We start from the raw sequence: 22,270 nt of genomic DNA on the forward strand, positions 1-22,270 counted from the left end.
ACTTTTATCACACTTTTTTATTTTTGTTAGGGAAAGGATTATTTAGGAAAGAAGTCTAATAATTTAAATGAAATCTAAATCATTTTCTTGGAATTTTATAAAAGTTTCCAAAAATTCTTCATTTAAAATTATTATTTCATTTTTATTTTTTTTAATAGCTTTATATTCAATAAAAAAACTAATAGCTCTTGAAACAGATTCACGTGTGGTATTTAAAAGGCTAGACATTTCAGTTATAGAAATATATTGTAAATAAGTTTTATGTTCTAATAAAAACATTGCACATTTTACTTTTGTGTTTACAGAAGTGATTGTACTAATAGTTCTTTGTAAAAACCTTACTTTACTTATCATCGCTCTTTGAAAGATTTTATTTAATTCATCTTTTGAAAAATTTGAATTGTTCAACGAAGTTCTACTTATAACTACTGCTTTTCCATTTGTCACAAACTTTGCACTTAAAGCGTAGTTTTTTTCTTCTAAAAAAGATATTTCTCCTATAAACATTCTAGGGAAAAAATAATGAAATATTTTTTCCCTTTTATTTTCAAATATTCCACCTTTTACAAATCCAGAAAGAATGATATAAAAGTTATTTGCTTTTTCATTTTCATAAAATAAAATAGCACCTTCATCATAACTCTTTATTTGTCCGATTTTTTTAAAAAGTTCTATCTCTTCATTTGTTAATTCAAAAAACATCTAAATCTCGATACTGTAAAAACAAGAAAATTCTTCATCTTTTTTTAAACTATTAATTCCTTTTTTTTCTTCTAGTTTTTGATTTGAATTTTTATCATCAGCAACTCCAAACCAAGGTTCTATACATAAAAAAGGTGCACCACTTGGTTTTGACCAAATACCTAAATATGGAAAATTATCGAAGTTTACTTTTACAAACTTTTCATTTTTAACACTTTTAAAAACAACTTGTTTGATATTTGAATCTTCAAATACCAAAGCATCATCTTTAAAAAGTTCTTCATTTAAAAATAATTTATTATTTTCAAGCTTCAAATCATCACTTTTAAAAAGAAGTCCTTTTTCATCTAAAAAATATCTTTTTATTTTATCAACTTCAAATTCTAAAAAATAATCTTCTTTTTTTTCATTTTCGTCTAAAGTCCAATTAAAAGCAGGATGAGCGCCAATTGAAAAAAGTATTTTTTCATCACTTTTATTTACAACTTTATAAGAGATAATCAAACTACTTTTTTCAAGTTTATACGATAAATACAACTCAAAAGAAAAAGGATAAATTTCAAAACTCTTTTCGTCACTACAAAGTCTAAACTCTATAAAGTTTTCTTTTTTATTTACAACTTCAAATTCTTTATCTCTGGCAATTCCATGTTGTGACATACTATATTTTTTATCTTTATAAAAATAACTATCCTCTTTTAGTCTTCCAACTATTGGAAAAAGTATAGGAGAATATCTAGCCCAATATTTACTATTTGCTTGCCAAATATATTCACAACTATTATCTATTTTTTGTAAGCTATTTAATTCAGCACCAAATGAGTTGATTTTTACTTTTAAAAAATCATTTTTTAACTCAAAGATCAATTTATGATTCCTTCTGTCTTTAAAGCTTCCAAAGTGATTGCTTTTCTTTTTGCTAAATCTTCTTTGCTATTTGTATCTATATTTAAAGCAAAAAACCAAACATCATCTTTTGTTTCAACATAACCAACATACCAACCATATTTACCTTCCCATCCAGTCTTTGCTCTTATGATATAATTGTCATTTTTTTCATCAATCATAATTTCTTTTAAAAGTTCCATATCTTCTTTTTTGAAAGGCAAATCATTTAAATACAATCTTTTTAAAAATTTTATCTCACCAAAAGCACTGATTTTCAAACTCTCATCTAACCAAAAGTTTTTTACATCATCACCTAAAGTTTTATTTCCATAATCAATATCTTCTAAATATTTTTTATATTTTTCAACTCCAATTTTTGAAGCAAACTCTTGATAACACCAAACACAAGAGTTTTTAAAAGCAGATAGTAAAGTTTGATTTTTATTCCACGAATCAAATTCTCTTACTTTTTTATCCCAAACTATTATAGAATCTCTATTTACAACACCTTCTTTTAAAGCGATTAAAGTATTTGGAATTTTAAACGTTGAAGCAGGAGAAAAAAAGCTATCAGCTCTTTCATCATTATAAATATAAATCTTTTTTTTATTTAAAGATTCAATTACAATCGTACCTTCAACTTTTTTTTCATCAAATATTTTTTTTAGTTCTAAATCTTCTGCAAAAAGATTTGCAGAGATTATTAAAAAAAATAAAACACTAATTTTTTTAAACATAATTTACCTTTTCTTAATTTTTTCGATTTTAACAAAATTTATTGATGATTATTATTAATATTGACAAAGTTAAAAATCTTAAATTAATTATTTTTAAATCTAGAATTAGTTCTTCTATTTTTTGAAGTGTTTGATGAAGGTTCATTTTTTTTAGAATCAAATCTATTTTTACTTTTTGATTTTATAGATGAACTTTCATCTTTTTTCTTTCCAAAATGTTTTTTTGGATTCTCTTTTTGATTTGTATTAGCTTTACCTCTATTTCCTTTATTTCCTATTGGTTCAGCTTTAATATTTGGATTTACTTTAAATCCTGCAACTTCAATCTTTTTGATTTTTTGTTTAATTAATCTTTCAATTCCAAACAAATATTCATGCTCATCTATACAAACTAAAGAGATAGCCACACCTTCATTTCCAGCTCGCCCTGTTCTTCCTATTCTATGAACATAATCTTCTGCAACATTTGGTAATTCAAAATTTATTACATGAGGAAGATTATCTATATCTATTCCTCTTGCAGCAATATCAGTTGCAACTAATATTCTTACTTTTCCCTCTTTAAAATCATCCAATGCCTTTGTTCTTGCACCTTGTGATTTATTTCCATGAATTGCAGCAGATGTTATATTTTCTTTTATTAAAGCTTCACTTAGCTTATTTGCTCCATGTTTTGTTCTTGTGAAAACTAAAACTTGTTTCCAATCATTTTTATTAATCAAATGAATTAAAAGCTCTTTTTTTCTTTCTCTATCTACATGATGAACTATTTGTTGAACTTTATGTGAAGTGCTATTTGCTTTTGCAACTTCAATTAAAATAGGAGATTTAAGTAAACCATCGGCTAATTTTTTTATTTCAGTTGAAAAAGTTGCCGAAAAAAGTAGATTTTGTCTTTGTTTAGGCAAAATTGCCAAAATCTTTTTAATATCATTTATAAATCCCATATCAAGCATTCTATCTGCTTCATCTAAAATCAAAAATTCAATTTTTGATAGATTTAAACTATCTTGAGAAATCAAATCAAGCAGTCTTCCAGGAGTTGCAATAATAATATCAACACCTTTTTTTAAAAGAGCTTTTTGAGGATTTATTCCAACTCCTCCAAAAATAACTGCTGATTTAAAAGGAAGATATTTTCCATAAGTTTCCACACTTTGTGCAACTTGAGCTGCAAGTTCTCTTGTTGGAGTTAAAATCAAAGCTTTTGGATATTTTGAATCTTTTGAAGTTGATTTTGTTAATCTTTGAAGCAATGGAAGTGTAAAACCAGCTGTTTTTCCTGTACCTGTTTGAGCACCTGCTAAAACATCTTTTTTTAATAAAATTACAGGAATAGATTGCGCTTGTATAGGAGTTGGAGTTGTATATCCTTCTTCTTTAATTGCACGAAGAATTTCTGAACATAAACCTAATTTTGAAAATGACATAAGTACCTTGTTTTTATAAACCTACAAAAGTTATAAACTTAAGTTACGGTCTAGGTTGAATAATTTGAGTTTAGTTGAGTTGTAAATTGAATACAAAAACGAAGTCAGGCATAGACCGATGTATGCTGAAATTGTGGGATTATAACATAATTATTGGATTAAAAGTGTTAAAAGAATTTTAAAGAAAAGTTTAAACAAAAGAATAATTATTTTCTTATCTTTTATTGATATAATTTATCCAAATAATAATCAAGGTTTTTTATGGAATTAGTTTATTTATGGGTAAAAGAGTATAAAAATATTAAGAATCAGGGGTTTAATTTTAGCCCTAGATTTGAGTGTGAGTTTGATGAAGATACGAAAGAATTAACTATTACTGAAAATAACGATTATGTAAGTATTTTTCCTGATAATATAAATGTTACTGCTATTGTTGGTGAGAATGGGAGTGGGAAAAGTGCTTTATTTGAAATTTTAGAAGAAAGATTAATAAATCCAGAAATCAATATCCTTCTTTTTAATAACAAAGAAAAAAAGTTTTATTATCAGAATTTCAATATCAAACAAACAAATACAAACTATAAAATAGAATCTATCAAAGGAAATGATTATTATGATTTAAATTTATCGATAAATATTTTAAGTTCGGAAGAGAATTGCAAAGGAGATACTGAAAATCATATAATTTCAAAATTATCAAAAATATTTGAAAAAGAAGATAATTGTTTTGATTTTTTAGATTCTAGATTAATATTTAAATTTTGGAATATAAAATTTAATAGTGGATTACCTTCTCTAAATACAAATATAAAAAGATTAGACAAACGATATTCATCTTCAATAGATAGAATATTAAATAATTTAGAAAAGAATAAAGAAGAACTTTATTTAGAAGTTTTTGTTTTTGTTACTATAAAATTTATTTTATATATTCTTGCAAGAGAACCATTAGAAAAGTCAAAATATTTCGAACTTTTAAAAAAATTATCAGAAAATTTCACAAAAGAAAATTATTTAAATTTAGTTAATTCTATAACACTAGAAAGATTAAAAGATATTGGGAGTTATGATTTAATCTTAGAAACTCTACAAAAATTTGATGAAAGTGTTTTCGAAATTGAAAAACTAATTGATTCAAAACAAAATATAAATAGTTTTGAAATTACTAATTTTATAGAGAGTGGTTTATATAAAACTTTTCATACTTTTTCTAATAACAATTTTAAATCAGAAATTATTAAAATAGATTTTATAACAGAAAGTGATTTACATTTTTCAAAGTTATCAAGTGGAGAAAAACAAAGAATAAATTATTGTTTATTATTAGCTTATGATTTAATTTTTAGAGAACAAGATAACTATCTAATAAAAGGCTATGATGAACCTGATATTTATATTCATCCAAATTGGCAAAAACTTATTGTGTCTGATTTTTTAAATCTTATAAAAAAGTATCAAATAAATATAGATAAAACAATTCATTTAATATTGACCTCTCATTCTCCATTTATACTTTCAGATTTAGCAAAAGAAAATGTAATATTTTTAGAAAAAGGAAAACAAGTAAAACCTTTTAAAAAAAATGAACAAACCTTTGGAGCGAATATTCATACTTTACTTTCTCATGGATTTTTTATGAGTGATGGGCTTATGGGTGAATTTGCAAAAAGTAAAATCAATGAGATTAAAAAGTTTTATGAATTAATACAAAAATTACAAAACAAAGGAAAAATAAAAAAAGAGCTTTGGAAAAAGTCTTATGAAAAAAGAAAAACAAGATTTGGAAATATCCAAAAAATAATAGGAGAACCATTTTTACAAACAATTATTAAAAATTATTTGGATGAACTTGAAATTTTATTTAATGGTAAAAAAGAGTTTTTAGACAAAGAAATCAAAAGATTAGAAGAATTAAGAAATGAGCTTAGATGATTAAACTTGATTACGATAGCTTTTTGATAAATAAAGAATTTGATTTTCTAAAACAATATTTTGATGATTTAAAAACTATAACAAAATTTGAAAAACCAAATGAAGATATTCAAGAAAGATTTAATAGATATAAGGAAAATGATATATCATTCAAAAAAGTATTTAAAGATTTTACTTTAAAAGATATTCTCTTTTCTGATATAAAAGAAATAAAAATAATGATTCAATCTGTGGATAGTAAAATTCAAACATTAACCGCAAATCAAAAAAAAGAAATTTATGAAAAGATAAAAAAATTATTTAACTATTCAGACAAATATCAATCTAAAGTACTAACACCTTTCTTCACAGATAATTTTAACTTTAGAACTTGTTTTTATTGTAATAAAGATTTTATTACTAATTTTGATGCACATAAAAAAGTTTCAACTTTTCAACTTGACCACTTTTATGATAAAGCCACTTATCCCTATTTAGCACTTAGTTTTTATAATCTTATTCCATCTTGTCCGACTTGTAACTCTTCAAAAGTAAAAGGAAGTGCAAATACTTTTGAAAATAATTGTATTGCTCCAAACTCCGAAAAATTTGACTTCCACCAAAAAGTAAAATTCAAATTACTTTTAGATGATTCTTGCAAAAATTTACATATAAAATCAAAAGATGATATTGATATAACTTTAAAAGAAAATTATTCAGATATGTACGACAAATATATCAAAATTTTCAAACTAAATGAACGATATAAAGCTCACAAAGATATAGTTTTTGACATGATACAAAAAGCAGAACTCTACCCAGAAAGTAGGCTCAAAGAGTTACAATATTTAACAGGTATTCCATTTCAAGAAATCAAAAAAGATATTTTTAATCTCATAGATGAAAATGAAGATTTATCAAAACAACCATTTAGCAAACTAATAGTTGATATGAGTAAAGAGTTAGGGATTTTATAGTTTTTCTTCAAAATCTATCTTTTCCCCATTAACTCACCAAATATTTTGCCCAAATTTACAGTTTCATTTTTTGGAAGTTCCACATCTTTTGCAAGATTTGGGAACTCTAAAATTGCATTTTTTACTTCTTCAATTATTTGTTTATACTCTTTGATTCCGTGTTTTAATGCTAGTTTTTCAAGATTATTTATATTTGGATTTTTTCCTTCATTTAGATATGTAGTGCTATGTTCAGTTCCTACTCCATAAGAAAAAGTCAAATCATAAGCAGGAGTTAATTTCCAAGAGTTTTTTTCATCCAACATAAAAGAGAAGTTTTTAGCATGATCATCACGATTATGTGTAAAAAGATTAAAAACTGCTAATCTAAAAAGTTTTTTAACCTCATTTATATCTTTTGTTAGATGAAAACATAAAGTCAATAAATCATCGTAATCAAGTGAGGGAATTCTAAAATCACTATGTGTAAGTCCTGCAACACTATGAATATGCAATCTATTGTCTTTTATTCTATCAAATCTTTTTATCGCAAAATAGCTATTTTTTTTACCTTTTAGTAATTTTGTTTCAGGTATTTCAATATTTGCTTTTTTTGCCATCAAAGAGTAAATATATTCTATTTTTCCAATATTTAATCCATCATTTGAATTTGGAAATTTGATTATGTAGTGTTCAAAATCCTCTATTAATTTTTGACTTCCATGAAGTATTTCATTGTTATTGTTTAATTGAGTCATAATTTTTGGTCTAGCTCCCGCACTACTTCCACCAATTGCCAATAAAGTATCAAGAAGTTCATAACTAGAGCCATTTAAAATATTAATTGAAGAGTTTGCTAAATCATCTAAAATAATCTCTTGATTTTTCGTCTCTATCTCTTCATATATTGGTTCATAACCTAAAGCTCCTATTCCAAACTTACCAACATAACATAATCTATCAAGTGGTGTAATGTCATGAAAATTTATTCCTTTTGACATTAAATGTCTGTCTAAAAGTAATTTTCCCCAACCATCAGGCAAACTATCTGCAAAAACTCCAAATAAACCATCAAAAACATTATCATTACAAACTTGTAACTCTTTTTTTAGTGGCAAAATATAAGGAGAAATTTCAATGTCTTTTTTTATAAAACTTTCATCATATTCAAAATATATTTTTCTATTTTTAAGTGCTAATTTTCCAACAAAGATTTTGTTATCAAAATGATTTAAAAATACATTTACTGTTTTTATCATTTTATAGCACCTCTTTTTTTGATTGGTTTTATTTTCAATAAATCATCCATAGATTCGTATTGTTCATCTTTTTTATTTGCAATATTTTTAAAATCATCTAAACAATTTAATACCAATGCAACTTTTAGCAAAGATTCAAAAGAGATTTCTCCACTTGATTCAAATCTTTTTATACTTCCAAGACTTACTCCACTTTTGTTGGAAAGTCCTTCTTGTGTTAGGTTTAAAGATAATCTTTTTTGTTTGAACTTATCTTTTAAATCTTGCATTATAGATTTTGGCGTTGAGATATTAATAGCTAACATATTAGTCCTAAAATAGATATTTTAGTTATTATAGCTAAAATATTATCTATTAATACTTTTATTTGGATAGATTTTTATGCTTCTTCCGTCACATAAAAAGTAGTTTTACCATTTTTAGGGTCGTAATTTACACCATCTTTTGAGATATATGTATTTATGATTTTTCTAGCTTTCTTAAATGAACTTGCATTTCCTATCTCTTCTCTTTTATCAGCTGGTGTGATTACAGTTTTGTCATAACCTTTTGCAAATTTTTTAGCAATACTTGGGTCTTGAAATGTATACTTAACAATATCAATATCTCTTTTTACATCTATTGTTGCTTTTTTCTTTTCATCTTCAAATCTTAAAATTCTGTTTCCATTTGATGAGATTTTCATTGTAGTTGCTGTTTCGATATTTTCTGTGTCTTCAACTATCACATACTCTTTTCCATTTATTAATAATATTTCATCATCTATTTTTTTAATCTCTTTAATTATTGTTTTTTTACCTTTTGCCATTTATAAACCTTTACATATTTTTATATTGATTTCGTATTGTAGCCAATATTTATGCCCTATTCTTGGAATATATTTTTTTTGGCTATACTGTAAACCTTTATATAGAAAAAATTAATACGAATCGAGAAGAAAAAATTAAATGAATTTACTATCAAAAAACTCTCCCGTTGAACAATCAATTTTAAAAATGAAAGCAGTATTAAAAGATGTTGGTTGTGAAGCTTCATTTTCACAAGAAAAACATCCTTTAGAAAACTGTTTTTCAGTAAACTTAGCTTCAAATGAAGCTCCAAATCATATCTATTCAAATGGAAAAGGTGTTATTTCAGATGCTTCAATAGCAAGTGCTTATGGAGAATATATCGAAAGATTACAAACTAACAACTTTTTTATAGATTTCCACCTTCCAAATAGAAAATATTATCCAGATGAAGTAGCCTTTGATTTTGATGGAGATTATTTAAACCCTGAATTAAAAAAAATCTATGATGCAGATGGTGAATTAGAACCAAAAGATTTAGTAGATTTTAACAGCGATTATATGGATAAAATCGTAGCATTGCCATTTATCAAAGAATCAACAAAAGAAAAAACATATATTCCAATAAATATCTTAAGTAATCTATTTGTGAGTAACGGACTTGCGACTGGTAACACTGCAAATGAAGCAAAAGTTCAAGCATTAAGTGAAATCTTTGAAAGATATGCAAAAATTGCTATCATCAAAGAAGGTTATGCACTTCCAAAGTTTCCAGATGAAGTTGTAAAATCATTTCCAAAAGTTTATAAAGATGTAGAAGCGTTAAGAGAGTTAGGTTATATCATCGAAGTTTTAGATGCGAGTCTTGGTGGAATTTTCCCTGTAACTGCAATTTCACTAATAAACACTAAAAACAACACTCTATTTGTATCTTTTGGAGCTCACCCTATTTTAGAAGTGAGTTTAGAGCGAACAATGACGGAACTTATGCAAGGAAGAGATTTAACAAATCTTGATGCCTTTGAAATTCCTACTTTTGATATGAGTTTAGTAGCTGATAGTTTTAACTTGGAAGCTCATTTTATTGACTCAAATGGAAAGTTAGGTTTTCCATTTTTAAGTGCTAAAAAAAGTTTTGAATATGCTCCTTGGAAATATGAGGGGAATGGAAGTGATGATGAATACGCATTTTTACTTGATATTTTAAAATCTCAAAATAGAGAAATGTATGTAAGAGAATATACATATTTAGACTTTTACTCTTGTCAAATGATTGTTCCAAATTTTTCAGAAGTTTATCCACTTGATGACATGGTTTACAACAATAAAAACAATGGAAAACTAATCCGAGATATGGTTTTAAACTTTGAAAAATATGATGCAAATGACATTTTAGATGTAATTGACAGTCTTGATGATTCACTAAATATGCAACTTTATATTGGTGTTATTTTTGAAGAAAACTTTACAATGCAAGATTTTAAAGCTCAAATGTTACTTCTTTTAGAAGAGTATGATGATGCTTTAGAAATTTTGGAGTTTTCAAATAATAAACTAGGACATTTAGTAGCTCAACTTCTTAGAATGCAAAATGATGAATTAGAATGGAATGATTATGAAGAATCACTTTTTAATATTTATGGAGAAGAAAAAATTCAAAAAGCTGTAAATATATTAGAAGGAAAAGAGTATTTAATAAATAGAACTTTACATCAAGATTATAAAAATATGTTAAGTATGTTTGATAAACTTGAAGTTAAAAAAAGAGCTTTTTATAAAATTTAATTTGATATAATCCCCTAAAATACAAAGTCAAGGAAAATAAAAATGCAATACATAGAAGTATCAAATAAAAGTGTACAAGAAGTAGTTGATAGTATCAAAGAGACCGCAACAAAATATAAATTTGGGGTTATGCATATTCATAATATTAAAGAGACACTAAAATCAAAAGGTATTGATTTCAAAAATGAATGCCAAGTTCTTGATATTTGTAACCCAGTTATTGCAGAAGGATTTTTAAAAGAAGATATCTCTCTTTCTTGTATCATGCCTTGTAAAATATCTATTTATACTTTAGATGGTGAAACTATGATTGCAATGAATTCTTTAGTTCAATTAGTTGATGATATAAATCCAGATTTAGTTGGAATTGCACAAAAAACTCAAGAGCAACTCTTAAAAATTATTGATGAATCAATATAAGTAGGAATTAATGGAAATAATTTATAAAATATTTGAAGTTGGCATTGTTTTATTTTTCATATATATGATTATAAAAATTTTTAGATGTAAATTTGGAAAATGTAATTTAAAATAAAGAAAGAAAATGATTAATCCTTTAGAAATAAATACAATAAATAGTGTTTCACAACTAATACAACTTTCAGTTGCTCCTGTTTTTTTACTTGCGGGAGTTGCCGGACTTTTAAATGTTTTTACAGGAAGATTATCGAGAATTATAGATAAAGTTGATAAATTAGATAAATATGAAAATGAAAATTTAGAATTATTAAAAAATAGTAATGAAATTCATTCTAAAATAGAACAAAGAAGAAAGTTTTTAACTATGAGAATGAAAAATACAAATTTAGCTATTTTATTTTGTACAAGTACTGGTTTATTAATTGCTTTAGTCATTGTAACAATGTTTTTAAGTGCTATATTTGAATTTCAAGACTCTTTGCTTATTGCAATTCTTTTCATTTCAGCTATGGTTTGTTTGATTATATCTTTGTTTTTATTTTTGAGAGAAATTTTCTATACAACTTCTTTTATAAAAAATAAACAAAGCTATATTCCATAATAAAAGAAGTCTATAGCTTTAGACTTCATCTTGATTAACTTTTAGAAATTTGATTTTTGCATTATCAATTTTGTTTTTTCTATATTTAATCCAGCTTTAGAACTTGCATCTTCTAAACTTTCATTATTTTCTAAAAGTCTCAATAAAACTTTGATTTTTTTGTTTGTTTTTATATGTGTAATTGACATATTATTTTTCCTTTTTTTCTTCAATTTAATGAAGTTATTAAAAGATAAAAATGAGCTTGTTGTCTAAATGAGTAATATTAACAGTGTGAGAATCAATAAAAGGCAAATAACAGATGAAACTCGAATTCATCTTATGTGGACACAGTATAACTGAATAAAAAAATAAAAGCAAGGATTAGAGTTTAATTAAACTCTAATCGAATCTTTTCCATCAAATTCTTTAGAATCAGCTTGCGTTATAATACTATTTGATATATCAAGAGTTTGCTGAGCTATTGTATTTGCTTCTGAAGCACTTTGTGCATTTAATTGAGTTATTTGATCTAAATTATTAACTGCATCATTTATTTGAACCATTCCTGTTGCTTGTTCTTTACTTGCTGTTGTAACATTTTCAATTAACTCTAATGTTGTCGAAATATTTTTATTCAATTCAGTATATCCAACAATCATATCAGATGCTATTTTTTTGCCTTCTTCTGTTTTTCTTTGAGCATTTTCTACTAAATCTTTTATCTGTTTTGCAGCTTCTGCACTCCTACTTGCAAGTGTTCTTACTTCTCCTGCAACAACCGCAAAACCTTTTCCAGCTTCTCCAGCAGTTGCAGCTTCAACTGCTGCATTAAGTGAAAGAATATTTGTTTGAAAAGCAATTTGATCGATAACTGTTATTGCTTCTGTGATTGCAGATGTTTGAGAATTTATCTCTTCCATAGAAATTACTGTTTTATCTGCTAATTTTTGTCCTAATGAAATTGATTCTTTAACTTTATTCCCAAAATTTGCCATTTTTATAGTTGTTTCATTATTATTTGTAATATTAGAAGTTATCTCTTCAAGTGATGCTGCTGTTTCTTCCAAAGAAGCTGCTTGTGAATTTGCTGCACTTGCAATTTTATTCATATTTTCACTTAAACTATGTGCATTTTTACCTAATAAAATTCCTGATTTTTTATTTTCTACTAAAGTGTCTGTAATAACTTTTCCCAAAATATTTATATTTTCTTCTAATTCTTTTATTATTCCTTCCAAATTATTTTGAGCTAATTTTGGTCTAAAATCTAATTTTGAATATGAAGTTAAAATATTTAAAATATTTGATATATTACTATTTAAAGTAAAAAGCATTTCATTGATAATATTTTTTAAATCATTTAGCGTCGGATTATTTGAACCAACTTCAATTTTTATATCTAAATGTCCTTTATTAATTGCATTTGTAACTCTAATTGCATCCGATATTAACTTTCTATCTTTTTGAATATTTATCTTAGTTTCTTCTATATTTTTATTTATAATTCTTGACATTTTTCCTAATTCATCTTCTGAATCAATTTTTATCAACTCTATATCATCTTTTTCAAAATTTATAAAAGCAAAAAAGTTTTCAACTCCTTTTCTAACAGAATCAACATCAATTAGGATTGTAAAAGCAATAGTTCTTGCTAAAATCATAGTTAAAGCTATACCAAAAGCACTTAAAAGTCCAAAAATAATCATATTTTTATTTGCTTCATCTATTTCGCTTCTAATAGTTTTAAGTAAAGTATCAGATAAATAATTTTCTACTTTTTTTAATAGATTTATTTTTTCTGTAATTGTTTTAAACCAATAATTTGCATCAATATTAAAATTTGTTTCTAAGCCATCATATAAAGCTATTTTTCTCATTTTTTCAACTTCTTCTATTGATTTATCCTGCATAGTTGTTTTATAAAATTCTATTATCTTTTTATCACTAACTTTTAAAAATACATCCATATAAGCATTTTGTTCAGCAATCAAAATATAAAATTTTGCCTTCATTCCTTTATCAAATGCATTTTTTGCAAATACATTTGTACCAACTGCTCGTTCAATACCAGCTCTTTCTTTTGATAATAAAAAGTTCATATAAGATACAAGTTCATGTGATACATTAGCATTATGTGATACATTTATGATTGTTCCAATCATATTTAACAATAATCTATTTATATCTGTATAAAATGCAATTGCAGTGGAAGTATCAATATTTAAAGCACTTACTTCTTTTCTAATATCTGGCAATTTTTCAAGCTTTGTTAAAGCGCTATTTAGGTTTTCTAAAAATTCTGAACTATATGAGTTTTTATCAAAAGAGATTAAATATTCATTTAAATCTGTCAACTCTTTATCAACCATTACTCTTTGTGCTGATAATTCATCTTTAAATTTTTCTGCTTTGCTTCCTAAAAAGCCTGATGTCATACCTCTTTCTTTTTGTGTTTCATGAACTAAAGCACCTATTTTTGTAGAAAGAATTACTACATTATCCAATGAACTTAAATTTCTTGAAGCACTAAAAGAATCTACTGCTAATTTTGCTGCTAATAATATAACAACAACTAAAGGAATTAGCATTATTAAGATAAGTTTTTGTTTTATTGATAGTCTTGAAAGCATTTGAACTCCTTTTGATATTTAAATTCATTATAACAAAAAAAAAGATTATTTATTCATTTTATAATGTCAATGATTATAATTTTATCTCTTAAATAATTTATTTTTAAATTCTTATTTTTCTAAAAAGCAAGCACTATATATTTTTTTTGTATACTTCCAAAAAACTTAAAAAGAAAAATTATAAAATGAAAATAGAAGAAAATTTTTTAGATTTAATATCACATAATAACACTTTAAATAAAGAACAATTAAGAATTTTAGATTTACCATTTCCCTGTGACGAACATTGGAAAAATTCAGCTTTAAATAAAGATATTTCTAAAAATGATATGAATTTACTTATGCTTTTAAAAGGTGATTTATCTCTAAAATCTCAAGAACAAATAATAAAAAACTATCATATGGTTTTGAATTTTAATAACATAAAAGCCAAAGTTTATACTCCTAAAATCGAAGAAAAAGTAGAAGCTACAACTATAAAAGAAGAAAATGAAGAAGAACATATAAGAATCTATTGTGATGGAGCATGTTCTGGAAATCCTGGAAATGCAGGAAGTGGACTTGCAATTTATTCAAATAAAAAAAATCCAGTTTTACTATATGGTGCTTATGAAGAAGAAGGTACAAACAATATAGCCGAATTAAATGCATTATTCCAAGCATTAACAATAGCTTCACAAACTCATAGTGAAAATATCATTTCTATTTATTCTGATTCAAAATATAGTATAGATTGTATTACTACTTGGGCTTATGGTTGGAAAAAAAATGGCTGGAGTAAAAAAGGTGGAGAAATAAAAAATCTTGAACTAATCCAAGAAGCTCATCATTTATATGAAAAACTAAAAAATAAAATAGAAATCATTCACGTAAGAGGACACAAAGGAATCGAAGGAAATGAACTTGCTGATAGAATGGCTGTTTATACAATAAAAGCAAAAAATAAAAACTTTGCCTTCTACTCTTATGATAAAATTGAAGATGTTTTATCACTGAAATCTTATTAATATAATTTTGAGTGGCTTTTAGATATTATATATTTAATTATTAAATTCAAGGAACAATGATGATTGAAAAAAAAGGTTCAATATTGACAGTTAGAGAAGATATAAAAGTTTTTGATTGTACTATTAGAGATGGTGGATTAGTAAATAATTATCATTTTAGTGACGCTTTTGTAAAAGCACATTACGAAACTTGTGTAGCTGCTGGTGTTGATTATATGGAAATTGGGAAAAATGTATCTCCAACTATTATGAGCGAAGATGAATATGGTCCTTGGAATTTCTGTAAAGAAGAAGATATTAGAAGAATTGTTGGTGAAAATAACACAAATATGAAAATTGCAGTTATGAGTGATATTGGTAGAAGTTTAAAAGAAGAATTAAGACCAAAATCTGAAAGTGTTGTTGATATGGTAAGAATTGCAACATATATTCATCAAATTCCTGCAGCAATCGAATTAATTGAAGATGCACATGCAAAAGGTTATGAAACGACTGTAAATATTATGGCTATTTCAAAATCATTTGATGATGAACTTGATGAAGTTTTATCACAATTATCAAAAACTCCTGTTGATGTTATTTATATAGCTGATAGTTTTGGTTCTTTTTATCCTGAACAAATTAAGAAATTAACAGAAAAATATTTAAAGGTTGCTCAAGAATCAGGAAAACAAATTGGAATTCATGCACATAATAATCTTCAATTAGCTTATGCAAATACTTTAGAATCTATGATTTATGGTGCAAGTTTCCTTGATGTAACAATATCAGGATTAGGAAGAGGAGCTGGAAACTGTCCACTTGAACTTTTAATTGGTTTTTTAAAAAATCCAAAATACAAACTAATGCCTGTATTAAAATTTATTGAAGAGTATATTGTTCCACTTGAAAAACAACTTGACTGGGGATATAGTATTCCATATATGTTAACTGGTCAATTAAATGAACATCCAAGAGCTGCTATGAAAGCTAGAGATGAAAAAGATACAAACTATAGAGAATTTTATAGAAATTTATTAGTTGACTAAAAAGGGCTTTTGCCCTTTTTATTTATAAAAAACTTGCTTTTGTGATTTCACTTAAAGCTTTATTTACTTCAAAAATTTTTGCTCTTATATTTTTATATCCAAAAGATTCAAGTCTTTTTGTATGTTTTTCTAAATATCTTTTTGCATCAGCTTCATTTGAAAAGAGATAAATTCCACCTGCTTCTTTTGTATTTTCATTTTCAGTCCAGATTTTCCAAAGTAAACCTTCTTCTTTTGATATATCATTTGCTAAATCAACAAAAGCTTTTGAAAACTCTTCACCAAAAATTCCATCATGTGGAAAATCTACTTGTAAAAGATAATTCATTTTTAACTCCAAAAATATTTTTTCAAAGTATACTCAAAACAAAATAATTATCTTATTTCTTTAGTCAACTCATTTTGATAAATAATAATTCCTACTAATATAAATACAATATTTTTTACTATATATTGACCAACAAGTGTAAAAGCATAAGGTGCGTGAGTAAAAGACAATTCTGGAAGTATAAATAACGGTGCAAAAGTACAAATCATATGACCTAAAAAAATTATTGTTACAATTTTTGTATAATAACCACTTAAAAATCCAAGACCTATTCCTACTTCTAAAAGTGCTAAAAGCTTAATTGAGATTGTTTCATTTATTAAACCAAAAAACATAATATCAATTGTTTTTATAGCCAATTCTTCAGCTGGACTTAATGATGGAAAAAATTTCAATATTCCATACCATAAAAAAATAATCCCTAGAGATATTCTCATTAACTTAATAGTGTTTTTCATTCTATTTCCCCTTTTTATAAAAAAGAAGTTTAAAACATTTATTCTTTAAACAATATTAATAATGATTATCATTAAATAAGATATTTTATCTTTGGATAATTTTAATAATCTACTATTCACGTATTTCAAATGCAGTTTTTACAATATCTATTCCATATTTAGTTCTTAATTTTTGCATTTGATTTGTCAATGATTGTTTTTTCAAATCCTTTTCATATTCAAAAAGATTATATGTATAATCATTTTGTTTTGCAAAATTAAAAACTGTAATATAAAGTTGAATTACCCCATGTGTTTTATGATTATCTGTTTGTTCAAATAACTTTACCATTTCAGTTTTAAAATCAATTTCATTAAAAATTCTATTTACATTTATATAGTTTTTAGATTTTATTCTATATTCATATCTTATTTTTATAGCATACGTTAATGGATTTACACCCTCTTTTTTTACTAAAAAACATAAATAACGACAAAGTATCATTACTCTTCTTTTTAGTTCATCCCTATCAAAAATCACATCAAAAGTTCGCCCTATTCCAATTGATTTTTTTTCTCTTTCAATTGTTAATTTATTATCTCTAATTCCACAAACTCTGTTATACAAATCAATTCCTGGTTTTTTCCAAGAATAAAAAAGCTTTTGATTTTTTCTGATATCTCCTAAAGTTTTTATTCCATAACCTTTGAGTCTTTCTTGAAAACTTTTTCCAATGCCTGGAAATTCTCCAATAGGAATATTTCTTATAAAATTTGCTATATTATCAACACTTACGTATTTTATGCCATCTGGTTTTGCATATTCAGTTATTAATTTTGAAAGATATTTTGTATTCGCAATTCCAATTGAAATAGGCAATTTCAACTCATCATAAATTTTCTTTTTTAATCTATATGCAAAATCAATTATTTCATCTTCATTTATATAACCTGTTACATCTCCAAAAAATTCATCTATTGAAAACTGTTCGACTAAAGGTATCTCTTTAGTTAAAATATCTTTTAATTTTGTAGATAATTCATGATAAAGCGGATAATTTGGCGGAATCATTTTGAGTTGTGGACATAAACTCAAAGCTTCATTTACACTCATTGCTGTTTTTACACCAAAAGCTCGAGCTTCATATGATGCTGTTGTTATTATTCCTCTTATTTTTCCATTTTCATCTACAAAATATTCTTTAAAACTCTTCTGCCCTTCATTTGTAAGAATTGAACTTACAAATGCTCCACTATTTGATGAAACTTCCCTAATCTCTTTTTTTGATGAAAAAATATTTATATTGCTTCGTCCTCCAACCGCAACTGGAATATGAAATAAACTATCATCAATAGTTCTATGAGCAGAAACAAAAAAACAATCTATATCTAAATGTAAAAACATAAACTAATTTTATTATATTTTTTTAATTAATTATAAAAATATTACAATTTGATATATTTTTAACTTAATAATTTATTTCATTTTAAGATTAATAACTTATTATAATTATATTTATATTTTGTTATATCTTAAGGAGAGAAAATGAAAAAAATTGCACTTTTATTTATCTGTGTCTATAGTCTTTCAATAGCTGCAGAATATGACCCAATCAGAGGTGAAATGTTAGCACTTTCTTGTGCTTCTTGTCATGGAACAGATGGTAAATCTGAAGCAATAACTCCATATATTGCAGGTATGGGAAAAACTAATCTATATCAAACTCTATTAGATTATAAAAATGGTAAAAGAACAGAGACTATGATGCAAAAACATGTAAAAGGTTTCACTGATGAAGAACTTGAACAAATTGCTTACTACTTTTCAAGTATAGAAAGATAAAAGGAAAATATTATGATGAATAGAAGAAATTTTCACAAAATACTTTTAGGAACAACTGCTTTATCTTTTGCAGCTTGTAGTAAAATAGATAACGTTTCAACACCAACAAATAAAAAAAGAGTTGTTGTTATTGGTGGTGGATTTGGTGGGGCAACTGCAGCTAAATATTTAAGAAAATTTTCTCCTGATACAGAAATTATTTTAATTGAACAAAATAAAGAATACTATACTTGTCCATTTAGTAATACTGTAATTGCAGGAATAAATCCTATTGAATATATCAAACATGACTATAATACTTTAGAAAAAAAATATAATATAACAATAATTCATGAAAAAGTAAAAAAACTTGATGGAATTAAAAATAGTGTAATTTTAGAAAGTGGAAAAACTATAACTTATACAAAAGCAATAGTTGCACCTGGAATTGATTTTAAATATGAAAAAGGTTATGTTGAAGGTTCAGAAGAATATGCACCTCATGCTTATAAGGCAGGAACACAAACTGAACTTTTAAGAAAACAATTAGAAGAGATGAAAGATGGTGGAATATTTGTAATGGTCGTACCAAAAGATCCTTTTAGATGTCCTCCTGGACCTTATGAAAGAGTTTCTCTTGTTGCACATTATTTAAAAAACAATAAACCAAATTCAAAGATTATAATTCTTGACCAAAAAAATAAATTTTCAAAACAAGCTTTATTTCAAGAAGGTTGGGAAAAACTTTATCCAGATATGATTGAATGGAGAAGTGCTGAATTTGGTGGTAAAGTAATATCAGTTGACCCAATAAATAAAGTTGTAACAACTGAAGATGAAAAAGTAAAAGCAGATGTTTTAAATTATATTCCTGAACAAAAAGCTGGAAAACTTGCATTTGATTCAAGACTTGCACTAGGAGATTGGTGTCCTGTTAATACTAAAACTTTTGAATCAAAACTTGTAAAAAATATCCATGTAATTGGTGATGCTTGTATGGCAAGCCCAATGCCAAAATCAGGATTTTCTGCAAACTCACAAGCTAAAATTGTAGCTTTACAAATATCTAAAATATTAGAAAATAAAGCTGTTGTAAATCCTCCAAAACTTGCAAATACTTGTTATAGTTTAGTATCTCCAACTTATGGAATTTCTATTGCAGCAGTATATGAGGCTCATACAAATAATATAGAAGCTGTAAAAGGTGCAGGAGGTTTAAGCCCAGAACACGCAGATGATAATTTTAGAGCCCAAGAAGCTGAATATGCTGTTGGTTGGTATAAAAATCAAATGTCTGATATATTTATGTAAAAAATCTAAATTAATAAAAAAAGAACTGATTTAAATCAGTTCTTTTTTTCCATTTCTTGTTCTAAAACATCCTAATTGACAATGGCTTACTTGAATATCACTATTTTTTACTGTTGAACCAACTGTTTTAAGATTCGATCGTTTTGCTTCATCCCACAAAACTTTACACTCTAAAGTTTCATGTCCCATATAATTTTGTTTTAATCTATTATAAATATCTTCATTTGGATTTTTAAATTTTAATTTTCCAAAAACACCAAGTTCACAATTTGTGATTTGAATTCCTAAACTTTTTGTAATAGCACTCATTTCTATTGGCTTTCTACCTATTAATCTTGCTACTTTAAAAGCTTTTAAACAAGATAACTTTCCATCTTCATCCAAATTTGTAAGTAATAACTCTTTTTGGATATTATCAAGTTCTACAACGACGTTATCATCAATACTAGACATTTATTCTTCCTGAAAGTGTATGAATATTCATTTTCAAATTTTTTGTAAATTATATCGAGAATTTATTAAAACATATAACTCATAGCTTATTTTGCAAAAAGCTTAATAAAAAATTCTATTTAAATAATTTTTTATTGATTATTTAGTCTGTAATGATACAATTCCAAGATGAAATTAACAAAAGAACAAGAAGAGATAATAAATAGTAAAGAACTATCATTTAAAATAAATGCTGTAGCAGGAAGTGGGAAAACCACAACTCTTCTTGAATATGCAAAAAGAAATTCAAATTTAAAAATTTTATATCTTGCATATAATAAATCTTTACAAATTTCACTACAAGAAAAACTAAAAGATTATAATCTTCCTTATATGCACATAAGCACGATTCACTCTTTGGCTTATAACAGAATTGAAGCTTATAACTATAATCTTGCTCATGATTTGAAAAATCAAATTATTGAAAATCTTTTAATCAAACATGAACTCACAGTAAATCAAAAAGCCTATTATCCAATTCCTGAATATATCGCGTTGATGAAAGATCTTGTAAACTTTTATTGTAATTCATCTTTGATTCCTTTAGATTCTAAACTTCTTGAATCTTATAAAAAACAATCTGATTTAGGTGCAAAAATCCTAGAACTTTTGAATAAAAATGAAAAAAGAGTAATAGAACACCTAAAAACTATTTTAAGTGCTATGAAAAATAAAATTATTGATGCAACCCATGATTTTTATCTAAAAATGTTTTATCTAAATAAAAAAATATCGACAAATCTTCCTTATGATTTGATTTTAGTAGATGAAGCTCAGGATATTAGTGATGTGATGATTGGGATAGTTGAAAATCAAAGTTGTAGAAGAATTTATGTGGGAGATTCATTTCAACAAATTTATACTTTTAGATTTGCAACTAATGCCTTAAATAAAATAAATTTGCCTTCTTATGATTTAACAAAAAGTTTCAGATTTGGAGATAACTTCGCAAAGGTTTTACAAAATAATCTAAATAGTTTATATGAGATAAACTCCTCAAAACTTCTTAAAATTTCAGGCTTAGAAAAGACTACTTTGATTGGAAAAAATCATATAGATTTTTCTAAACCTTTTTGCGTGATTGCAAGAAGTACTTTTGGATTAATACAACAATTAGTCTACTTTATACATGACAAGAAAAAAATCTATTTTGAAGGTGGATATAACTCATATTCATTTATGAACCAAACTGTTTATTCTATTTTTTATCTAAAACAGAAAAAAAACGACAAAATCACAATAGATGAAATCAAAGATTTTGAAACGATAAATGAGCTTGAACAATTTGCAAAAGATACAAAAAATCAAGATTATCTAAATATTATCAAATTTATAAATACTTATGGAGATAATATTTTTGAGATAAATAAAAAAATAAAAGAGTTTCTTGTTAGTGATAAAAAAGATGCAGATATTATTTTTACAACAACTCATAAATCAAAAGGTTTAGAGTATGAACAAGTTGTGATGGCAGATGACTTTATCTCAAAAAAAGAGATTGTAAATACAAAAAATAGACTCTCATATCAAAAGGCAAATGAAGAGTTAAATATCTATTATGTTGCAGCAACAAGGGCAAAGAATGTAATTCAACTTGCAGATTTAAACCTAACTTATACATACAATGAAAATGATGAAACTACATCTTATGTAAAATCAAGATTCGTTAGTAAACGTGCAGATAATAAAAAAAGCAAAGAGTTACAAGAAGAGTGGCTGAAAAAAAATAGAGCTACAAAAGTAAAAGCTTTTTAGG

General features: G+C 25.5%; 23 protein-coding genes. 10 read left to right on the forward strand and 13 right to left on the reverse strand.

From position 1 onward, the window contains the following. Window positions 1-63 precede the first annotated feature (63 nt). The 4 genes from ABLL_RS09925 to ABLL_RS09940 all read right to left on the reverse strand — a co-directional run bounded on the left by ABLL_RS09925 (window position 64) and on the right by ABLL_RS09940 (window position 3,757). Window positions 64-702: a Crp/Fnr family transcriptional regulator gene (locus ABLL_RS09925; protein ID WP_014474668.1), complete on the reverse strand. Its 639-nt coding sequence runs from the start codon at window positions 700-702 to the stop codon at window positions 64-66. Further along, entirely contained in the window at window positions 703-1,569 is an 867-nt protein-coding gene (locus tag ABLL_RS09930; RefSeq protein WP_014474669.1) for an aldose 1-epimerase family protein, read from the reverse strand. It abuts the gene before it with no gap. After that, a complete protein-coding gene (gene blaOXA / locus ABLL_RS09935) occupies window positions 1,566-2,327 on the reverse strand; it encodes a class D beta-lactamase (protein ID WP_014474670.1) in 762 nt (253 codons plus the stop codon). The genes ABLL_RS09930 and blaOXA overlap by 4 nt, the downstream gene beginning before the upstream one ends. A gap of 83 nt (window positions 2,328-2,410) precedes the next feature. Further along, window positions 2,411-3,757, reverse strand: a complete 1,347-nt coding sequence (locus ABLL_RS09940) for a DEAD/DEAH box helicase (protein WP_014474671.1) — start codon at window positions 3,755-3,757, stop codon at window positions 2,411-2,413. A gap of 261 nt (window positions 3,758-4,018) precedes the next feature. Between ABLL_RS09940 and ABLL_RS09945 the strand changes: the two genes are divergently transcribed. Then, window positions 4,019-5,689 (forward strand): AAA family ATPase, encoded by a 1,671-nt coding sequence (locus tag ABLL_RS09945; RefSeq protein ID WP_014474672.1) that lies wholly within the window; start codon window positions 4,019-4,021, stop codon window positions 5,687-5,689. Next, window positions 5,686-6,645 (forward strand): HNH endonuclease, encoded by a 960-nt coding sequence (locus ABLL_RS14750; RefSeq protein WP_014474673.1) that lies wholly within the window; start codon window positions 5,686-5,688, stop codon window positions 6,643-6,645. The genes ABLL_RS09945 and ABLL_RS14750 overlap by 4 nt, the downstream gene beginning before the upstream one ends. Window positions 6,646-6,659: 14 nt before the next feature. Here the strand turns inward: ABLL_RS14750 and ABLL_RS09955 are convergent, their stop codons facing one another. From ABLL_RS09955 to ABLL_RS09965, 3 genes are all read right to left on the reverse strand, one after another. Then, on the reverse strand, window positions 6,660-7,883 hold the full coding sequence (locus ABLL_RS09955; RefSeq protein WP_014474674.1) for a type II toxin-antitoxin system HipA family toxin: 1,224 nt from the start codon (window positions 7,881-7,883) through the stop codon (window positions 6,660-6,662). Beyond that, the gene (locus tag ABLL_RS09960) at window positions 7,880-8,188 is read right to left on the reverse strand and encodes a helix-turn-helix domain-containing protein (protein WP_014474675.1); all 309 of its coding nucleotides are present in this window, start codon (window positions 8,186-8,188) and stop codon (window positions 7,880-7,882) included. Before ABLL_RS09960 ends, ABLL_RS09955 begins: the two co-directional genes overlap by 4 nt. 74 nt (window positions 8,189-8,262) lie before the next feature. Next, window positions 8,263-8,691: a hypothetical protein gene (locus tag ABLL_RS09965; protein ID WP_014474676.1), complete on the reverse strand. Its 429-nt coding sequence runs from the start codon at window positions 8,689-8,691 to the stop codon at window positions 8,263-8,265. Window positions 8,692-8,830: 139 nt separating this feature from the next. Here ABLL_RS09965 and ABLL_RS09970 point away from each other — a divergent pair, with 139 nt between their 5' ends. The 3 genes from ABLL_RS09970 (at window position 8,831) to ABLL_RS09980 (ending at window position 11,477) form a co-directional block, all read left to right on the forward strand. Continuing rightward, a complete protein-coding gene (locus ABLL_RS09970; RefSeq protein ID WP_014474677.1) occupies window positions 8,831-10,456 on the forward strand; it encodes a YcaO-like family protein in 1,626 nt (541 codons plus the stop codon). 42 nt (window positions 10,457-10,498) lie between these two features. Then, on the forward strand, window positions 10,499-10,876 hold the full coding sequence (locus ABLL_RS09975) for a DUF302 domain-containing protein (RefSeq protein WP_014474678.1): 378 nt from the start codon (window positions 10,499-10,501) through the stop codon (window positions 10,874-10,876). A gap of 124 nt (window positions 10,877-11,000) precedes the next feature. Beyond that, entirely contained in the window at window positions 11,001-11,477 is a 477-nt protein-coding gene (locus ABLL_RS09980) for a DUF2721 domain-containing protein (protein ID WP_014474679.1), read from the forward strand. A gap of 41 nt (window positions 11,478-11,518) precedes the next feature. On the opposite strand, the gene ABLL_RS15130 is transcribed toward ABLL_RS09980, so the two are convergent. Beyond that, on the reverse strand, window positions 11,519-11,665 hold the full coding sequence (locus ABLL_RS15130) for a hypothetical protein (protein ID WP_014474680.1): 147 nt from the start codon (window positions 11,663-11,665) through the stop codon (window positions 11,519-11,521). 186 nt (window positions 11,666-11,851) lie between these two features. Next, complete coding sequence (locus ABLL_RS09985) at window positions 11,852-14,089, reverse strand: methyl-accepting chemotaxis protein (protein ID WP_014474681.1); 2,238 nt, start codon at window positions 14,087-14,089, stop codon at window positions 11,852-11,854. Window positions 14,090-14,274: 185 nt separating this feature from the next. On the opposite strand from ABLL_RS09985, the gene ABLL_RS09990 reads away from it, so the two are divergent. After that, window positions 14,275-15,096, forward strand: a complete 822-nt coding sequence (locus tag ABLL_RS09990) for a ribonuclease HI (RefSeq protein WP_014474682.1) — start codon at window positions 14,275-14,277, stop codon at window positions 15,094-15,096. A 59-nt stretch (window positions 15,097-15,155) separates the two neighbouring features. Beyond that, window positions 15,156-16,124, forward strand: a complete 969-nt coding sequence (locus ABLL_RS09995) for an aldolase catalytic domain-containing protein (protein WP_014474683.1) — start codon at window positions 15,156-15,158, stop codon at window positions 16,122-16,124. 22 nt (window positions 16,125-16,146) lie between these two features. Here ABLL_RS09995 and ABLL_RS10000 read toward each other — a convergent pair whose 3' ends face one another. From ABLL_RS10000 to ABLL_RS10010, 3 genes are all read right to left on the reverse strand, one after another. Next, entirely contained in the window at window positions 16,147-16,452 is a 306-nt protein-coding gene (locus ABLL_RS10000) for a monooxygenase (RefSeq protein WP_014474684.1), read from the reverse strand. Window positions 16,453-16,499: 47 nt separating this feature from the next. Beyond that, on the reverse strand, window positions 16,500-16,910 hold the full coding sequence (locus ABLL_RS10005) for a DoxX family membrane protein (protein WP_014474685.1): 411 nt from the start codon (window positions 16,908-16,910) through the stop codon (window positions 16,500-16,502). A 112-nt stretch (window positions 16,911-17,022) separates the two neighbouring features. Further along, window positions 17,023-18,294, reverse strand: coding sequence for a DNA polymerase IV (locus tag ABLL_RS10010; protein WP_014474686.1), 1,272 nt, complete (start codon window positions 18,292-18,294; stop codon window positions 17,023-17,025). Window positions 18,295-18,435: 141 nt separating this feature from the next. Here ABLL_RS10010 and ABLL_RS10015 point away from each other — a divergent pair, with 141 nt between their 5' ends. Both ABLL_RS10015 and ABLL_RS10020 read left to right on the forward strand, forming a co-directional pair. Further along, a complete protein-coding gene (locus ABLL_RS10015; RefSeq protein ID WP_014474687.1) occupies window positions 18,436-18,732 on the forward strand; it encodes a c-type cytochrome in 297 nt (98 codons plus the stop codon). 12 nt (window positions 18,733-18,744) lie between these two features. Further along, window positions 18,745-20,022 (forward strand): NAD(P)/FAD-dependent oxidoreductase, encoded by a 1,278-nt coding sequence (locus tag ABLL_RS10020; protein WP_014474688.1) that lies wholly within the window; start codon window positions 18,745-18,747, stop codon window positions 20,020-20,022. 30 nt (window positions 20,023-20,052) lie between these two features. On the opposite strand, the gene ABLL_RS10025 is transcribed toward ABLL_RS10020, so the two are convergent. After that, window positions 20,053-20,475: a hypothetical protein gene (locus ABLL_RS10025; RefSeq protein WP_014474689.1), complete on the reverse strand. Its 423-nt coding sequence runs from the start codon at window positions 20,473-20,475 to the stop codon at window positions 20,053-20,055. Between the two features lie 168 nt (window positions 20,476-20,643). Between ABLL_RS10025 and ABLL_RS10030 the strand changes: the two genes are divergently transcribed. Then, window positions 20,644-22,269 (forward strand): UvrD-helicase domain-containing protein, encoded by a 1,626-nt coding sequence (locus ABLL_RS10030; RefSeq protein ID WP_014474690.1) that lies wholly within the window; start codon window positions 20,644-20,646, stop codon window positions 22,267-22,269. Window position 22,270: the final 1 nt, after the last annotated feature.

Origin of the sequence: Arcobacter sp. L (genome assembly GCF_000284235.1) — a bacterium.
Classification (GTDB): domain Bacteria; phylum Campylobacterota; class Campylobacteria; order Campylobacterales; family Arcobacteraceae; genus Aliarcobacter; species Aliarcobacter defluvii.

Excerpts from the sequence above, each read along its gene's own strand:
- ABLL_RS15130 (WP_014474680.1), bottom strand. The coding sequence starts at position 11,665 with ATGTCAATTACACATATAAAAACAAACAAAAAAATCAAAGTTTTATTG.
- ABLL_RS10005 (WP_014474685.1), bottom strand. The coding sequence starts at position 16,910 with ATGAAAAACACTATTAAGTTAATGAGAATATCTCTAGGGATTATTTTT.
- ABLL_RS10025 (WP_014474689.1), bottom strand. The coding sequence starts at position 20,475 with ATGTCTAGTATTGATGATAACGTCGTTGTAGAACTTGATAATATCCAA.
- ABLL_RS10000 (WP_014474684.1), bottom strand. The coding sequence starts at position 16,452 with ATGAATTATCTTTTACAAGTAGATTTTCCACATGATGGAATTTTTGGT.
- ABLL_RS09985 (WP_014474681.1), bottom strand. The coding sequence starts at position 14,089 with ATGCTTTCAAGACTATCAATAAAACAAAAACTTATCTTAATAATGCTA.
- ABLL_RS09965 (WP_014474676.1), bottom strand. The coding sequence starts at position 8,691 with ATGGCAAAAGGTAAAAAAACAATAATTAAAGAGATTAAAAAAATAGAT.
- ABLL_RS09960 (WP_014474675.1), bottom strand. The coding sequence starts at position 8,188 with ATGTTAGCTATTAATATCTCAACGCCAAAATCTATAATGCAAGATTTA.
- ABLL_RS10015 (WP_014474687.1), top strand. The coding sequence starts at position 18,436 with ATGAAAAAAATTGCACTTTTATTTATCTGTGTCTATAGTCTTTCAATA.
- ABLL_RS09925 (WP_014474668.1), bottom strand. The coding sequence starts at position 702 with ATGTTTTTTGAATTAACAAATGAAGAGATAGAACTTTTTAAAAAAATC.
- ABLL_RS09970 (WP_014474677.1), top strand. The coding sequence starts at position 8,831 with ATGAATTTACTATCAAAAAACTCTCCCGTTGAACAATCAATTTTAAAA.
- ABLL_RS09990 (WP_014474682.1), top strand. The coding sequence starts at position 14,275 with ATGAAAATAGAAGAAAATTTTTTAGATTTAATATCACATAATAACACT.
- ABLL_RS14750 (WP_014474673.1), top strand. The coding sequence starts at position 5,686 with ATGATTAAACTTGATTACGATAGCTTTTTGATAAATAAAGAATTTGAT.
- ABLL_RS10010 (WP_014474686.1), bottom strand. The coding sequence starts at position 18,294 with ATGTTTTTACATTTAGATATAGATTGTTTTTTTGTTTCTGCTCATAGA.
- ABLL_RS09995 (WP_014474683.1), top strand. The coding sequence starts at position 15,156 with ATGATTGAAAAAAAAGGTTCAATATTGACAGTTAGAGAAGATATAAAA.
- ABLL_RS09980 (WP_014474679.1), top strand. The coding sequence starts at position 11,001 with ATGATTAATCCTTTAGAAATAAATACAATAAATAGTGTTTCACAACTA.
- blaOXA (WP_014474670.1), bottom strand. The coding sequence starts at position 2,327 with ATGTTTAAAAAAATTAGTGTTTTATTTTTTTTAATAATCTCTGCAAAT.
- ABLL_RS10020 (WP_014474688.1), top strand. The coding sequence starts at position 18,745 with ATGATGAATAGAAGAAATTTTCACAAAATACTTTTAGGAACAACTGCT.
- ABLL_RS10030 (WP_014474690.1), top strand. The coding sequence starts at position 20,644 with ATGAAATTAACAAAAGAACAAGAAGAGATAATAAATAGTAAAGAACTA.
- ABLL_RS09955 (WP_014474674.1), bottom strand. The coding sequence starts at position 7,883 with ATGATAAAAACAGTAAATGTATTTTTAAATCATTTTGATAACAAAATC.
- ABLL_RS09945 (WP_014474672.1), top strand. The coding sequence starts at position 4,019 with ATGGAATTAGTTTATTTATGGGTAAAAGAGTATAAAAATATTAAGAAT.
- ABLL_RS09975 (WP_014474678.1), top strand. The coding sequence starts at position 10,499 with ATGCAATACATAGAAGTATCAAATAAAAGTGTACAAGAAGTAGTTGAT.
- ABLL_RS09940 (WP_014474671.1), bottom strand. The coding sequence starts at position 3,757 with ATGTCATTTTCAAAATTAGGTTTATGTTCAGAAATTCTTCGTGCAATT.